General features: G+C 44.2%; 12 protein-coding genes and 1 pseudogene. 7 read left to right on the top strand and 6 right to left on the bottom strand.

Annotated elements, in window-relative coordinates; all coding sequences use genetic code 11:
* Positions 1 to 70 precede the first annotated feature (70 nt).
* The 5 genes from K1M91_RS13535 to K1M91_RS13515 form a co-directional block, all read right to left on the bottom strand.
* Entirely contained in the window at positions 71 to 1,513 is a 1,443-nt protein-coding gene (locus K1M91_RS13535; RefSeq protein WP_232802572.1) for a DASS family sodium-coupled anion symporter, read from the bottom strand.
* A gap of 233 nt (positions 1,514 to 1,746) precedes the next feature.
* Entirely contained in the window at positions 1,747 to 3,096 is a 1,350-nt protein-coding gene (locus K1M91_RS13530) for a sigma-54 dependent transcriptional regulator (RefSeq protein WP_232802571.1), read from the bottom strand.
* Positions 3,093 to 4,826: an ATP-binding protein gene (locus K1M91_RS13525; RefSeq protein ID WP_232802570.1), complete on the bottom strand. Its 1,734-nt coding sequence runs from the start codon at positions 4,824 to 4,826 to the stop codon at positions 3,093 to 3,095. The genes K1M91_RS13530 and K1M91_RS13525 overlap by 4 nt, the downstream gene beginning before the upstream one ends.
* Positions 4,827 to 4,958: 132 nt before the next feature.
* The gene (locus K1M91_RS13520) at positions 4,959 to 7,214 is read right to left on the bottom strand and encodes an arginine/lysine/ornithine decarboxylase (RefSeq protein ID WP_232802569.1); all 2,256 of its coding nucleotides are present in this window, start codon (positions 7,212 to 7,214) and stop codon (positions 4,959 to 4,961) included.
* A gap of 122 nt (positions 7,215 to 7,336) precedes the next feature.
* Entirely contained in the window at positions 7,337 to 7,819 is a 483-nt protein-coding gene (locus tag K1M91_RS13515) for an FKBP-type peptidyl-prolyl cis-trans isomerase (protein WP_232802568.1), read from the bottom strand.
* 307 nt (positions 7,820 to 8,126) lie between these two features.
* Here K1M91_RS13515 and K1M91_RS13510 point away from each other — a divergent pair, with 307 nt between their 5' ends.
* The 3 genes from K1M91_RS13510 to K1M91_RS13500 all read left to right on the top strand — a co-directional run bounded on the left by K1M91_RS13510 (position 8,127) and on the right by K1M91_RS13500 (position 9,845).
* On the top strand, positions 8,127 to 8,495 hold the full coding sequence (locus K1M91_RS13510; RefSeq protein WP_232802567.1) for a hypothetical protein: 369 nt from the start codon (positions 8,127 to 8,129) through the stop codon (positions 8,493 to 8,495).
* Positions 8,467 to 8,964 carry a transporter substrate-binding domain-containing protein gene (locus K1M91_RS13505; protein WP_232802566.1) on the top strand — a complete coding sequence of 166 codons (498 nt, stop codon included), beginning with the start codon at positions 8,467 to 8,469 and terminating at the stop codon, positions 8,962 to 8,964. Before K1M91_RS13510 ends, K1M91_RS13505 begins: the two co-directional genes overlap by 29 nt.
* Positions 8,965 to 9,113: 149 nt before the next feature.
* Entirely contained in the window at positions 9,114 to 9,845 is a 732-nt protein-coding gene (locus K1M91_RS13500) for a dienelactone hydrolase family protein (protein ID WP_232802565.1), read from the top strand.
* A 104-nt stretch (positions 9,846 to 9,949) separates the two neighbouring features.
* Here K1M91_RS13500 and K1M91_RS13495 read toward each other — a convergent pair whose 3' ends face one another.
* Positions 9,950 to 11,212, bottom strand: a complete 1,263-nt coding sequence (locus tag K1M91_RS13495; protein WP_232802564.1) for an amino acid deaminase — start codon at positions 11,210 to 11,212, stop codon at positions 9,950 to 9,952.
* Positions 11,213 to 11,476: 264 nt separating this feature from the next.
* Here K1M91_RS13495 and K1M91_RS21265 point away from each other — a divergent pair, with 264 nt between their 5' ends.
* The 4 genes and pseudogenes from K1M91_RS21265 to K1M91_RS13475 all read left to right on the top strand — a co-directional run.
* The gene (locus K1M91_RS21265) at positions 11,477 to 12,343 is read left to right on the top strand and encodes a MurR/RpiR family transcriptional regulator (protein WP_232802563.1); all 867 of its coding nucleotides are present in this window, start codon (positions 11,477 to 11,479) and stop codon (positions 12,341 to 12,343) included.
* A gap of 25 nt (positions 12,344 to 12,368) precedes the next feature.
* On the top strand, positions 12,369 to 13,820 hold the full coding sequence (locus K1M91_RS13485; RefSeq protein WP_232802562.1) for a D-aminoacylase: 1,452 nt from the start codon (positions 12,369 to 12,371) through the stop codon (positions 13,818 to 13,820).
* Positions 13,821 to 13,838: 18 nt separating this feature from the next.
* A complete protein-coding gene (locus tag K1M91_RS13480) occupies positions 13,839 to 14,228 on the top strand; it encodes a RidA family protein (protein WP_232802561.1) in 390 nt (129 codons plus the stop codon).
* A 233-nt stretch (positions 14,229 to 14,461) separates the two neighbouring features.
* A pseudogene (locus K1M91_RS13475) lies at positions 14,462 to 14,968 on the top strand (hypothetical protein); the annotation flags it as partial.

Raw genomic sequence — 14,968 nt, 5'->3', positions numbered from 1 at the left:
TCAAAATTTAGTTTAATTAAAAATTAAACCCCAACGAAATGCTGGGGCGGTAGTTGTCTTTAATCCTGAATTAGATATGGAAAATCATTGGCATAAGGGTGATCATAGTTAAGGTGATCAACGCGATGGCAATGAGATTTAGGATCAGACCCGCTTTCATCATGTCACGTATTTTTAGCTCACCGGAGCCAAATACTATGGCATTGGGTGGTGTCGCTACGGGCATCATAAAGGCACAGCTGGCAGCAATTGCAGCCGGGATCACCCAAATTAATGGGGTGCCGGTTAATGATTCAGCCACTGGCCCTAATAATGGAAGAAAGCCTGCCGCGGTGGCGGTATTACTGGTTATTTCGGTTAAAAATGTAATCACAGCGGTAACCACGAGTACGCCGATGACAAGTTCAACCGCTCCCATGCCTTGAATCTGGTGCGCAATAAATTCAGCTAATCCAGAGCTTTTGATGTGTGCTGCCAGTGCCAAACCGCCGCCAAATAGTATCAGGATACCCCACGGCACTTTTTCAGCACTTTCCCAGTCTAATACGCGCTCATTGTTATCTTTGCTCACCGGGATCGTGAAAAGTAAAATAGCGGCCGCGATGGCTATGCCAGTATCAGTGATGGCAAGACCAGTGGCATCACTGATGATTGGCCTAAAGATCCAACTAATAGCGGCTAAAGCAAAAATTACCAATACTTTCTTTTCCGCTGGTGTTATCGCGCCAAGCTCATCAAGCTGCTTTTGAAATACCGCTTTAGCACAGATAGAGTCACTGCGATCAACCCTGTAACTGATTTTTGTGAGCCACACCCAAGCCACGGTTAGCATGACAGCGGCAAGGGGTAAGCCCAGCATCATCCACTGACCAAAGCCAATCTCAATGTTGTAACTATCGGAGAGATAAGCAGCCATTAACGCGTTAGGTGGAGTACCAATTAAGGTTGCTATCCCGCCGATGCTGGCTGAATAAGCGATGCCCAATAACATAGCTTTGCCGAAGTCTTGGTTCTCTGGCTCTCTATTTTTCACTATCATGACTACCGATAGTGCAATCGGCAACATCATGACAGCAGTTGCGGTATTAGACATCCACATGGATAGAAAAGCTGTCACTAACATCATGCCTAATATTTGTATGCTGGGAGTTGAGCCTGCCAGCAGCATGGTTTTTAGAGCGATACGTTTATGCAGGTTCCATTTTTCCATTGCAATGGAAATAAGAAAGCCGCCCAAAAATAGAAATATCAGTGGGTGAGCATAAGGTGCAGCAACGGATTTTATATCAGCGATGCCCACTAAAGGTGAGATGATTAAGGGCAATAATGACGCAGCTGGAATCGGCACTGCTTCTGAAATCCACCAACTGGCCATCCAAAATGCTAAGCCAGCAGTGCGCCAAGCATTAACGGATAGATCTGCTACAGGCGGTTCGGTGATAACTGTTAATAACATCACGGCGGGCCCTAGTAATAACATTAACCAAGGGATTTGTTGTATTTTCTTTTGCATGATTAGCCATCCTTAGCACCTAATGCCGAATTGGTGGCATAAGGTACGTGGGTTGTTACAGCTGCGGAAATCGCAGCACCTGAATCGCTTGTTGCAAATAGGTTGCCAAATTGTGATTTTATTTTTTAGTTTAATTATTACAGTTAGTTAGGTTTTTCTTGGTCATGTTTTGACGTTGTAATGTGTGGAAACCCACACATTAATTGTTGTTCATTTGTTACTTTTTGCACACATTAATCTTGTGTGAACTGCGTGCGCTCAATGCCGTATTTGCTCACTTTGTCATAGAAGGTTTTTCTCGGTAGCTGCAAAATATCCAGTGCGAGTTTAACTGAGCCTGATGTTTGCCTAAGGGCATCTTCAATAATAGATTGTTCATAAAAAGCGACTTTGTCAGCCAGTGACATACTTTTAGCAGGAGTAGCAATGTTGTTTAAATCTGTTAGGGTTCCCAGCAGCACAAAACGCTCAGCAGCATTGCGTAACTCTCTAACGTTACCGGGCCAATCATGAGCCATCAGGCGTTGTTGGGTCTCATTGTCTAAAGCGCAGAGAGGTTTATGGAATCGGTTCGCCGCAATAGAGCTAAAGTGCTTAAATAATAAGGGAATATCGGCTTGACGTTGCTTTAAGGGAGGGATATTCACTTGCACTAAGTTAAGACGGTAATATAAGTCAGCGCGAAAATGTCCTTGCTCGGCAAGTTTGACTAAATCAACCTTAGTCGCCGCAACAATGCGAATATTTAAGTCAATGGCGGTATTGCTGCCAACTGGCGTGACCTTTCGCTCTTCCAGTACGCGCAGTAACTTTACTTGTAAAGCCATTGGCGTTGTTTCTATTTCATCTAGAAATACGGTGCCGCCATTAGCAAACTCAAACTTACCGATGCGGCTGTCACTGGCCCCAGTAAAAGCCCCTTTTATGCTACCGAATAGCTCACTTTCAATTAGGTTTTCAGGAATGGCACCGCAATTGAGAGCCACAAAGTTCGCTTGAGAGCGATTACTGTGATCGTGTAAGTAGCGTGCCACCAACTCTTTTCCGGTACCTGTTTCACCTTGGATCAGCACATCGGCCGGAGTGTTAACCACGGTATCCAGTAGTTGCAGCATCTGGTGCATGGCGGGGGTATTGCCGAGAATACGCACTCCAGGCTCACTATTATTTTTTATTTGTTGCTTTAATTGCCTATTTTCAATGACTAAGCGGCGTTTATCGAGCGCTCTGCCAACACTATCGAGTAATTTTTCATTGATTGGCTTAGCAAAAAAATCATAGGCCCCTTGATGCATGGCATTGACCGCCATTGGTACATCGGCAAAGCCTGTAAGCAGGATCACTGGTAATGCTGAGTCTAAGTTTTGTAATGTTTGCAGCAGGGCGTGACCATCTAGTTTTGGCATATTAATATCGCTGATCACCACTCCAGCAAAATCTCGCGTTAATCGGCTTAAGGCTTGAGTCGCGCTATCGAAGGTGCTGACCTTATAGCCCTCTAAAGTGAGTAACTGATGCAAAGAGTCGCGGATTATTTGTTCATCATCAATCACGACAACGTCGATTTTTTCTAGTGATTTCATTCGATTACTCTGTTTAATTCGATTGTGAAAATAGCACCTCCGGTGGCGCTGTTTTCTGCCGTTAACTCACCATCAAATGAGTGTATGATGCTTCGAGAAATTGCTAAGCCGAGGCCTAAGCCATATTCAGATTTAGTAGTGTAAAATGGCTCAAAAATGGTATCTATGGTTTGTAAATCTAAACCTTTGCCGGTGTCTTGGATGCGCAGCCATACTTTTTTCTCATCTGATTCACAGGTAATAGTTAGGTGCTTGTGCTCAACTTCGGTCATGGCATCGACGCCATTAGAAAGTAAATTAACTAAGACTTGCTCAAATTTAAGGGGCTCGGCATGGATCTTTACGTTTGGGTTTTTCACACTTAACTGGACGCCTTGGCTATTAATTTGCGGTCCAACAATGATTAAAGCGTTAGTAATGCTTTCTTGCAGTGAGGTGATTATCTGGCCTTGACCTTGTGGCTTACTGAACTCTTTTAATTGCGACACAATTTTATGAATGCGGGTGATCAGCGATGCCATTATTTGCAAGTTATCTTTTGCTGCTTGTTCCATTCCTCGATTCAGCATCCGCTGGGTGCTAACCAAGTAGGTGCTCATCGCACTAAGTGGCTGATTAATTTCATGATTAATACTGGCGGCTAGTTGACCTATGGTCGCCAATTTTGCTGTTCTAATCAGCGCATCTTGGGCATTGGCGAGCTCGGCTGAGCGTAGAGCTACCTGACGCTCTAAGCTGTTGCGGGTGTAAATGAGCTTGTTGTAACCGATGATCCTTTGACTTAAATAATAAACTAAGCCCAGTGATAATAGATACAGTAGCCCTGCTAACGCCATATTACTTAGTTGCTCGTAGATTAAGTGGCCATCAGGTAATAATACTAATAAGGTTAAATCTAGCATTGGGATCGATGCTTGCTGGTAAAAGTAGTCACCCAATGCCTGTTGGGTTTGTTGTATCCGCCACATCGGCGTATCCAGTAGTGGATGGTTAAATTGCTGGTTACGCAGCAGCGTTTGTTCAAGACCCAAATAGCGTTGGCTGGCGCTGATTTTGTGCCAGCTGATTAGCTTGCTTTCGCCTAATTGTTTTAAACGCCAGTTCTTGTAGTTCGATAGAAAAACAACGTTATCATCACCATAGACTAAAAATCGGGTGTTACTGTCACCAGCCAATAAGTCGGAATCTTGCTCAAATTTGGCAATCGAGACTTTAACCGTGACTACGCCTTTAACCTGTTGATTTATCGTTATCGGTGCCGAAAAGTAGATCCCTCGCTCGCCCGTTCTCAGTCCTAGCGCATAATCAACGGCTTTATTACCTGCTAAAGCTTGCTGGAAGTAATCACGAAATGCGTAATTGCCACCGATAAAACTTTGCGGTGTCCCATAGTTACTGGCTGCGACGACGGTGCCAAGGTTATCCATAACATAGACGTCGTTAGCACCGCTGGTTTTAGTGATATCTAATAGCAGCTGGTTTAATCGTTCAAGGCCTTCGGCGGAGCTGAGGCTCTGACGGATCAAGTAATGGCTGGTTAATAAATGCGGAATATGTTGGAAACGGCTTAGCTCGCTATTGATGTACTGGCTGAGTTTTTGCGCATCGATATCAGCTTGTTGTTGTAACCTTTGATGGGATGTTCGTAAGCCAAAATAGTAAGTGAGTGCCAAGATAGCGAACAAACCAAAGAGGCTGATATTTATTGGTGAGCACACCCGTTTGAACATGGATAACCTGCATGAGTTGATTGATAGGTTAATGGCATAGGTTGATTGTAACAGCAAAGCTACATCAACACAGGGCAAGTAGGGTTACCCTGTGTTGATTAAAGTGATGGTTAAAGCGTAATTTGATGTGGCTTATTTTACGACATCGACAAAGTAGTGATTTTTACCGTTAATGTTTTCTCGGACTAAACCGTGCACATCGGTTTCAAAACCTGGAAATAGCTCATTGAATTCACGAGTGAATTTCAGGTAGTTAATAATGGTTTCGTTAAATCGCTCACCTGGCACCATTAATGGGATCCCTGGTGGGTAGGGGGTAACTAGCATGGCGGTAATTCGGCCATCAAGTTCATCGATACTGACGCGCTCAACTTCACGGTGGGCCATTTTACTCCACGCATCGGCAGGTAGCATGGCTGGCTCGATGTTAGACAAGTACATTTCAGTGGTCACTTTAGAAATGTTGTAACGCTTGTAAATGGCGTGAATCTGTTGGCAAAGGTCTTTTAAGCCTACTTTTTCATACTGTGGGCACTTTTCAATAAACTCAGGCATGATGCGCCATAATGGCAAGTTTTGATCATAGTCGTCTTTAAACTGTTGCAGCTCGGTAACCATGGAATTCCAGCGGCCTTTGGTAATACCGATGGTAAACATAATAAAGAACGAGTACAGGCCGGTTTTTTCAACGACTATGCCATGTTCAGCTAAGTATTTTGTGAGAATAGCTGCTGGGATCCCCGTGTCTTCAAATTCTCCTTTGGCATTTAAACCCGGATTTATGATGGTGGCCTTGATCGGATCGAGCATATTAAAACCTGCTTCAATCTCACCAAATCGATGCCAGTTATCTTTGCCATCGAGTAGCCAATCCTCACGCTCGCCAATGCCTTCTTCGGGCAAGCTTTCTGGTCCCCAAACACTAAACCACCAGTCATCATCGCCAAATTCTTGATCGACTTTGCGCATGGCTCGTCTAAAGTCGACCGCTTCTGCTAATGATTCTTCTACAAGAGCACGGCCACCTGGTTGTTCCATCATTGCGGCAGCAATATCACAAGATGCAATTATCGAGTATTGCGGGCTGGTGGATGAATGCATTAAGTACGATTCATTAAATCTATGAGTATCTAAGGGACGGTTTTTCGCGTTTTGTACCAAAATTTGGGATGCTTGTGAAATACCCGCCAGTAATTTATGGGTCGATTGGGTAGCAAATACTACTGCATCTTCTGAGCGGGGGCGGTCGTCGCCGCCAATGGCATGCATGTTTTGATAGAACTCATGAAAGGTGGCGTGGGGGAGCCAAGCTTCATCAAAATGTAAGGTATCGACGTACGAGCCCATAACGTCTTTAATCTGCTCAACATTATATAGTACGCCGTCATAGGTACTTTGGGTAATGGTTAAAATACGTGGCTTTTTATTTTTCGCTTTGCTGGCGAATGGGTGAGCGGCAATTTTTGCTTTAATCGACTCTGGCGAAAACTCGTGTTTCGGGATAGGGCCAATAATGCCGTAGTGGTTACGGGTTGGCATTAAAAATACCGGAATGGCGCCAGTCATGATGATGGAATGGAGAATCGACTTATGACAGTTACGGTCTACCACTACGATATCACCCGGCGCAACGGTTGAGTGCCAAACAATTTTGTTGGATGTTGAAGTACCATTGGTGACAAAAAATAGATGGTCGGCGTTAAAAATACGCGCGGCATTTTGCTCGCTTTTCGCTACTGGCCCTGTGTGATCGAGCAATTGGCCTAACTCATCAACGGAATTACAAACATCGGCGCGTAGCATGTTCTCGCCAAAAAATTGATGGAACATTTGGCCAACAGGGCTTTTTAGAAATGCGACGCCCCCTGAGTGTCCGGGACAATGCCATGAATATGAGCTGTCGCTGGCGTAATCCATTAGGGCTTTAAAAAAAGGCGGCGCCAGTGCATCAAGGTACTTTTTGGCTTCTCGGATAATATACTTGGCAACAAAATCAGGCGTGTCTTCAAACATATGAATAAAACCATGTAACTCACGCAACACATCGTTGGGAATGTGCTGACTGGTACGCGTTTCGCCGTATAAGAAAATCGGGATATCGTTATTGCGCTTTCGCACTTCAGTGATGAAACTGCGTAAAGCCACTAACGCTTGGTCTACTTCCTCTGCTGTTCCTGCGCCAAACTCTTCATCATCAATGGATAATATAAAGCAAGACGCGCGACTCGCCTGCTGTGCAAAGGCACTTAAGTCGCCGTAGCTGGTAAACCCGACTATTTCATAACCTTGTTCGCCGATAGCTTGCGCTAAGTCGCGAATACCAGATCCTGAAATATTTTCAGAGCGAAAATCTTCATCAATAATTACAACGGGAAAGCGAAACTTCATAATGGGCTCCGTGCCAAAGGTATAAAATGCGAGTATAGAGTAGGTAGGTATAAATTAAAGTGTTGTTTTTTACAAAGACTAAGGCTGCCCAATATGTTTGGGCAGCCTCAGCGATTTTTTGGCTATTGCGGTGGGTTGATGGCAATAAGCTCAACATCAAATATCAGGGTTGAACCCGCTGGAATACTGCCGACACTTCGCGTTTTGTAACCTAAATTACTAGGAATAAATAAACGTGCTTTCTCGCCAACCGTCATTAGCTGTAAGCCCTCGGTCCACCCAGGAATAACTTGGTTTAAAGCGAAAGTGATGGGCTTTCCTCTGTCTACAGAACTATCAAAGACTGAGCCGTTAATTAACGTGCCATGGTAGTGCACTTTTACTTTGTCTTTAGCACTAGGATGCTCGCCGCTAACGCCCTCTTTGAGCCTTAAATACTGTAGGCCTGAGTCGGTTACGACGACACCTTCTTCAAGACGGTTCTTTTGCAAGAATACCTCTCCTGCTGCGATGTTATCAGCGGCAGCACGCTTGTCATTGGCACTTCGTGTGACATAAAACGCAATGAAGCCAATGAGCGCAATTGCAATAATAAACTTAAACACGTGGGGTCCTTATTGTGTTGATAGATTATGTGAATTGTAAACATTTGAGGAACAGGGTGATAACTATTTATGGCAAATCTTCATAAAGACCATTCATCGACTAATATCAATATGAAGCGCTAGTACGAGCGTGTGAGTGTCTTTTAATCACATGCTGTTTTAAAGATGTTCACTCTACTCTGATAAAAGGGTGTGATGTCCATCAATATATGTGTATTACAAAACCTAAAAAGTATCTTCAAAGCTGAAGATTAGCCCATTAATGACTAGCCTTATTATGTTTTCTGTTAATTAGTGGTGGAGTTATATGATTACTATATTACGTCGGTTCGGAGTTTGGTTGACTGCGCTTTCATTCACTTTATTAGTGAGTATGGAGGTTAATGCGCAAACACAACAAGGCAACAGTTTAAGCATATGCCGCAGCCTGCTAGTAACGGGAAATGCGGAATACCCGCCGATATTATGGCGTGACTTTGATAATCCAGGCAAGTTAACTGGGGTGGCGGTTGAGCTATTAGAGTTGGCGTTAATGGGGACGGGAATTGCTGTTGATGCTAGAGACCGAGGTGGATGGGCAAGGGCACAGCAAGATGCTCGCCGTGGGGAAATTAGGGGCTTTTATTACGCACCAGCGCGAGCAGTATATGGATTACATCAAGCCACAATTTACTGACGTGCCCAGTGTGGTTTGGGTGGCGAAAGGTAAAGAGTTTAAATATCAAGAATGGCAAGATCTGAAAGGTAAGCGTGGTGGAACGTTAATTAACAACAGCTTTGGTCAAGCGTTTGATCAATATGCCAAACAGAACCTAGAAATTCGCAACAGTGCTTCAGCTGAGCGTTCATTCACCATGTTGATTGCTGGACGTTTTGATTATGCTTTGTACGAACTTTACCAAGGATTGACCATACTTGAATCAAGTGGACTTAAAAGTCATGTTGTCCACCTCAAAACACCTATTTCAGTTGAAGGTTTGTATTTTACGGTGTCAAAAAAATCAGGCTGTAATACCCCAGAATTAAGAGCTTACCTAAATAAACGTGTTGCACAATTAACGGAGTTTAAAACCTTTGAGCCGTTGTTTGAAAAATACTTAGCGGAATGGATCCGACAACAAAAAGCGCAGCTTGCTGAGAATTAAGCTAATTAATGGTGATCACTTTTATTTGCTCATTCGTTACGATCTACACCCAAACAACTTAAATGTGTTTGTGCTGAATTTTGCACTGTTAACTCGCTTAGGTACATTGATAGCTCATGGTCGGTCGACCGCAAAAAAGGATAGTTGATATGAAATTTGCTCTATTTTTGACCGCGTTACTGTTCAGTTACACGAGTAATGCGCAAACCATTGAATATAAAGTGGCCGATAAGACTTATGAAGGTTTTTTTGAGGCTGCTCAAGGAGTCAATAAAGGGTTAGTGATCCTGATCCACGATTGGGATGGGTTAACGGATTATGAAGTAAAGCGCAGTCAAATGCTGTCTAAATTAGGCTACGATACGTTCGCTGTCGACCTTTATGGCAAAGGTAATCGCCCCGTTGAAATGCAAATGAAAAAATCAGAAACGGCCAAGCTATATCAAGACAGAGAAACTATGCGCCAGCTGATTTTAGCGGGTGTAGTTCAAGCTAAACAGCTGAGTAAAAACAAATCCATGGTGGTGATGGGCTACTGTTTTGGTGGGGCCGCGGTGCTAGAGTTAGCACGCTCTGGTCAAGGCGTTGAAGTGAAGGGATATGCAAGTTTTCACGGTGGTTTAGCCACGCCACAAGGGCAAAGTTATAGGGCTGCCAGCGCGCCTATTTTTATTGCACACGGCGGTGCTGACTCATCGGTTCCGATGACTGATGTGGCACAATTATCAGTAGAGCTTGAACAGGCCAAAGTGGATTATGAAATTCAAGTTTACTCTGGCGCGCCTCATGCTTTTACCGTATTTGGCAGTGATCGTTATCACCAGCAAGCCGATGAAAAATCATGGGCTGCTATGCTGCAATTTTTAGATAAACAGCTATAAATCTTCAACATGAAAAATTTGCCGTCCTTGGCAAACTTTGCAAGGCAAAGCCAGCACGCATTAAGCCCCTTTAGGTTACTGTATAAAGCTATGTGGGGCTTAGTTTAGAAATAAGTGTTGAGTACCTGGGTGACGTGGTACTCATCATTTATAACTGCGATGTGTTTCCATTTATCAAAAGTTAAACAGGGGTGTGAGCTTGAAAAAGCAATCATGTCGCCTACGGCAATGTCACTGTCAATGGGGCAAGATAAAAACGCGTGCTGATCCATTACCGCGGTGACTTGCCAATCGTTAGGTGCTGCAGTAGGCAGGTTTTTCTGATGTGATTCAGTTGTTGGTTGTGCCGGCCGATAATGTAATGCTGGAATGGGCAAACCTGCATCAAAAGCAACATCACGTTTTCCCATTCCTATGATGACGTGGCCTGGCTCGGGAATAGACTGCACATATGCCCATACTTCCAATGCTGATTGTAAATCGCCACCCAAATCACAAGCCACAGTGTTTCGAGCCATCACTTCATTTTGTGCCTCAAGGTAAATACCGGTGTCGTGAATGAGATAACAGCCAGGGCGGATCACCGGAATAATACTCGGGTGCAGTGTTGCTTCGGCAAATGTCGCTGCAACGACATCGTACCAAGCGCTGCCTGCGCCAGTGAGAATGACTTGCCTAGTGTCAAAGGCGTTTTGAGTAATCAAATTATTACAAATGGTTATAACGCCAGTTAAAAAGTCGTGTATTTGGGCTTGCGCATTGTCACCATGGATCACGCCTTCGTAAACTTCAATGCCCGCCAAGGCGATAAAGGAGTGAAGGGATATTTCATGGACAACTGCGTCGACTTGCTCAGGGGTTCGACAACCACAACGTCCGCCGTTGACGCCTATTTCAATTAACACATTAAGTGTTAGGCCTGTTTCAGCAAAGAATGCTGCTAACTGTTGTACTTGTGCGATAGAGTCGACTAGGCAATAGAACTCAGCGTCGGGATCATTGAGTACCGACGCAATCAAATGCATATTTTGTTTACCCACCAATTGATTAGCCATAATGATGCGCTTGCAGCCATGGGCCGCAGCAGCGACAACTTGTGGCGCAGTTGCTAAGGTAATTCCCCATGCGCCGGCGGCTTGTTGTTGGCGAAATAAGGCTGGTGTCATGGTTGTTTTTCCATGGGGAGCTAGCTTTACACCATAAGCATTAGCAAATTTTTGCATCCAATTCAGGTTGTTTTCGATACGGCTTTGATATAGCACAGCAACGGGTAAACTTACCTCTTCTTCAAGCAGGCACCAGTTTGGCTGGTTTAGTTCGCCGAGGCCTTTTGTAAGGGAAGATTCTTGATACTTAGTAACAAACATAAAAGCCTCAAACAGGTTGGTGTAAAAGAGGGAATACTTACTTTGTAGTATGATGCACCAATAAAAAACCTATTTCTAGGGGAGTGACCTTAAAATTACAATGATACTTAGCGTTGATAAAGTTTGATAGTTTCAAACAAAAAGGTATATTTGTGTCATTGTACTGATTCTGATGATGGTTGTTGTGATTGAGATTTCCAAGCCTAAAGCAACCTCATAAGAGCAGTGATTGAATCAAAACCCGAGCTGATTTAGGTAAAGCATGTGAATTATGAAATCGATATTGTGACCATCATCGGCGAGCACTTTGGCCAGCTACGTGATGCCGAAAAAAAAGTTGGGCATTTTATTTTGGCAGATTTAACCTTTGCGGCTAATGCCAGTATTAGTGAGTTAGCTAAGGGGGCGCAAGTGAGTGAAGCCAGTATTACTCGCTTTGCTAAGGCGGTAGGTTGTCGAAATGTGCGTGATTTGAAGCTAAAAATTGCTCAGTCATTGGCTCTAGGTCAGCGCTTTATTTCCGATGTGAATGTTGAGCCTACAGGCATTTCTGGGGTTTACGATGGCATTAAAGCAGCGCTAGATCTTAACAGCCAACTAATCAATCAAGCGCTTATTGATAGCGCCACAACGTTACTCAGCGGGGCGAGGCAAATTTTGATCTTTGGCGTTGGCGGAGGGTCAACAATGCTTGCACAAGAGCTGCAGTATCGTTTGTTTCGTTTGGGTTATGCAGCCACCGCTTATAGTGACCCTATGTTGATGCGAATGGCCAGTGCAACCATGGACAGTAATGATGTTGCGGTCTGTTTATCCATAGGGGGCTTTTCGCCTGATGTATTGGCCGCGGCAAATATCGCTAAACGATTACAAGTAAAAGTGGTGGGTATTACTAAGGATGGCTCGCCATTAGCGGAAGCGATTGACGTGCTGCTGCCCATTCAAAGCCATGAAACGGACTTTATTTTTAAACCCACTGCGTCTCGCTTTGTCATGATGGCTGCCATGGATGTATTAGTGACCGAATTGGCGCTCAAACATAAGCGCAAGTCGAGAGACAAATTGAGAAAAATGAAGCAGGTATTACAGCAACATCGTGGTGGCGTTGACCGTCAACCGCTAGGTGATTGATCAAGATGAACAAAAAGGCGCAATAATGATTAAAGAGTACTGCGATACCTTGATCCAACATGCCCATGTAATTGATGGTACGGGGCGTCCCTCGGTGCAAGCAGATGTTGCGATTAAAGGTGATAAAATTATCGCCATTGGGCAGTCGTTATCCTTTATTGGCGGAGAAACTGTAGATGCCAGCGGTTTAGTGCTTGCGCCTGGCTTTATTGATGTGCACACCCACGATGATACCAATGTGATCCGCACCCCTGATATGGTGTTTAAAATTAGCCAAGGAATCAGTACTGTTATTGTTGGCAATTGCGGTATCAGTGCTAGCCCTGTGACACTCAAGGGCGATCCGCCCGATCCGATGAACTTATTAGGTCAGCGCGCTGATTTTCAATACCCTAGCTTTTCAACATATGCCGCTGCAGTGACTGCGGCATCACCGCGAGTGAATGTGGCGGCGTTAATAGGTCATACTGCGCTGCGCAGTAATCATATGGATGATTTATTTCAAGCCGCAAATACATCGCAGATACAACAGATGTGTCAGCAATTAAAACAAAGCATGGCTGAGGGGGCATTAGGTTTAAGCTCTGGGCTTGCTTATGCCAGTGCTAAGCAAGCGCCAATGAATGAAGTGAAAGCCTTAGTGTCAGAGCTTGCGCAATTTAACGGCATTTATACGACCCATATGCGAACCGAGTTTGATGGCATTATTGATGCAATGTCAGAAGCGTTTGAGACCGCAGAGCATGGTAAGGTGCCATTGATTATTTCTCACTTAAAATGTGCTGGCGCTGCAAATTGGGGGCGAACCACAGAAACGTTGGCCTACTTAGAGCAGCAAGCTCAGCAACAAAAAGTAGCATGTGATTGTTATCCTTACAGCGCCAGCTCTTCTACTTTAGATTTAGCGCAAGTAACCGATGAGTTCGACATATTCATTACTTGGTCTGAAGGTGCGCCTGAGCAAGCCGGAAAATTGTTGGCGGATATCGCCTTGGAGTGGCAGCTGCCACTACGCGATACGGCGATTAAATTACAACCTGCTGGGGCGGTTTACCATGGTTTGCACCCTGAAGATGTCAAACGTGTGTTAGCTTACCCTCGCACCATGATTGGCTCTGATGGCTTACCTAATGATCCACATCCTCACCCTCGCTTATGGGGGGCATTTCCTCGGGTATTAGGTCGTTATTGTCGTGAACAAGCGTTGTTTGAGCTTCCTGAAGCTATTTACAAAATGACGGGGCTAAGTGCGCAAGAGTTTGGTTTAGCAAAGCGTGGCGTTATTAAGGTCGGTAATTATGCCGATCTGGTTTTATTCAACGCCGATACGGTAATAGATACTGCAACTTTCACCGATCCAATTCAAAGTGCCAAGGGCATAGATCAAGTATGGGTGAATGGCAAATTAAGTTTTAAACATGGGCGGTTACCCGCTACTCGAGCAGGGCGTTTTTTACGTCGTGGCAGAAATGATTAAATAAAAAGGAGAAAACTGATGAGCATTACACGTTATGGCGCAGAAGGTGGCACGGGGACTGGTGGACAGCATTTACCGTTTTCAAGTGCGGTTGAAGCCGGTGGTTTTTTATATGTGTCAGGCCAAACGCCGATGAAAGACGGGGAAGTTGTTGAAGGCGGTATTGTTGAGCAGTCACGTTTAGCGATTCAAAACTGCTTGGATATTATGGCTAATGCGGGTTATGAAACCAAAGACGTCGTGCACGTAAAAGTTGTATTAACGGACTCGCGCTATTTTCAATCATTTAATAAGGTGTTCAAAGAAGTCTTTGGCGAGCATCCACCAGCTCGTATTTGTATGGTATGTGATTTAGTAGTAGACGTTAAAGTTGAGGTGGATGTAACTTGCTTTAAAGCAAAGAATTAACAATAACTTAACAATTTTTTGAGCTACTCATAAGGTAGCTCGGTTTACTTTTTATCCGCAATCGCCGCTCTATTACTGCATTTTTTATATCGTTTTTGTCGTTTAACTAAAAAATATATCTAAAAAACTTGAAATAGCTCATGTTGTACAAACAAATACATCACTGTAGGTAACTAGTTGCTCTAAGATATACTGGCAATCAATGGATGGTTGTTTATCTCAAGGATGAAAATATGAAAACGAAAATATCGCTCTTAGCGCTTGCGCTAAGTGCAGCTATTGGTGGCCAAGCCCATGCCGCCGGTGAAATTGAATGGGTACCAGGTAAAACCAAAGTTGCTAACGGTGACTTGGTTATCTACCAAGGCGAATGTTACCAAGCTAAAAATAATCCAGGTACTTGGGAAACCCCTTCAGCGGCTTCAAGCTGGTTTTGGACGCCACAAGCTTGTTCTGGTGTAGAGCCAACTCCAACTCCAACTCCTTCAGTTGAGCCAACTCCAGCGCCTTCAATTGAACCGACCACTGCTCCTACTGTCGCGCCAACACCAGTACCAGGTAATGAAATTCCATGGGTACCAGGTAAAACCAAAGTTAATAATGGCGATGTGGTTATTCATAATGGCGTTTGTTACGAAGCGAAAAATAACCCAGGGACATGGGAAACGCCATCTACTTCAAACTGGTTCTGGACGGAAGTGCCTTGTTCAGGTGTGCAACCAACAGTTGAGCCGACAGTT

This window comes from Motilimonas sp. E26 (assembly GCF_021278025.1).
GTDB lineage: Bacteria > Pseudomonadota > Gammaproteobacteria > Enterobacterales > CBDFNC01 > Motilimonas.
The sequence above is the reverse complement of the archived record's forward strand: the minus strand, read 5'-3'. Positions and strand labels throughout refer to the sequence as shown.

Coding starts and splice junctions, on each gene's coding strand:
- K1M91_RS13535 (WP_232802572.1), bottom strand. CDS start 1,513: ATGCAAAAGAAAATACAACAAATCCCTTGGTTAATGTTATTACTAGGG.
- K1M91_RS13530 (WP_232802571.1), bottom strand. CDS start 3,096: ATGAAATCACTAGAAAAAATCGACGTTGTCGTGATTGATGATGAACAA.
- K1M91_RS13525 (WP_232802570.1), bottom strand. CDS start 4,826: ATGTTCAAACGGGTGTGCTCACCAATAAATATCAGCCTCTTTGGTTTG.
- K1M91_RS13520 (WP_232802569.1), bottom strand. CDS start 7,214: ATGAAGTTTCGCTTTCCCGTTGTAATTATTGATGAAGATTTTCGCTCT.
- K1M91_RS13510 (WP_232802567.1), top strand. CDS start 8,127: ATGATTACTATATTACGTCGGTTCGGAGTTTGGTTGACTGCGCTTTCA.
- K1M91_RS13505 (WP_232802566.1), top strand. CDS start 8,467: ATGGATTACATCAAGCCACAATTTACTGACGTGCCCAGTGTGGTTTGG.
- K1M91_RS13500 (WP_232802565.1), top strand. CDS start 9,114: ATGAAATTTGCTCTATTTTTGACCGCGTTACTGTTCAGTTACACGAGT.
- K1M91_RS13495 (WP_232802564.1), bottom strand. CDS start 11,212: ATGTTTGTTACTAAGTATCAAGAATCTTCCCTTACAAAAGGCCTCGGC.
- K1M91_RS13485 (WP_232802562.1), top strand. CDS start 12,369: ATGATTAAAGAGTACTGCGATACCTTGATCCAACATGCCCATGTAATT.
- K1M91_RS13480 (WP_232802561.1), top strand. CDS start 13,839: ATGAGCATTACACGTTATGGCGCAGAAGGTGGCACGGGGACTGGTGGA.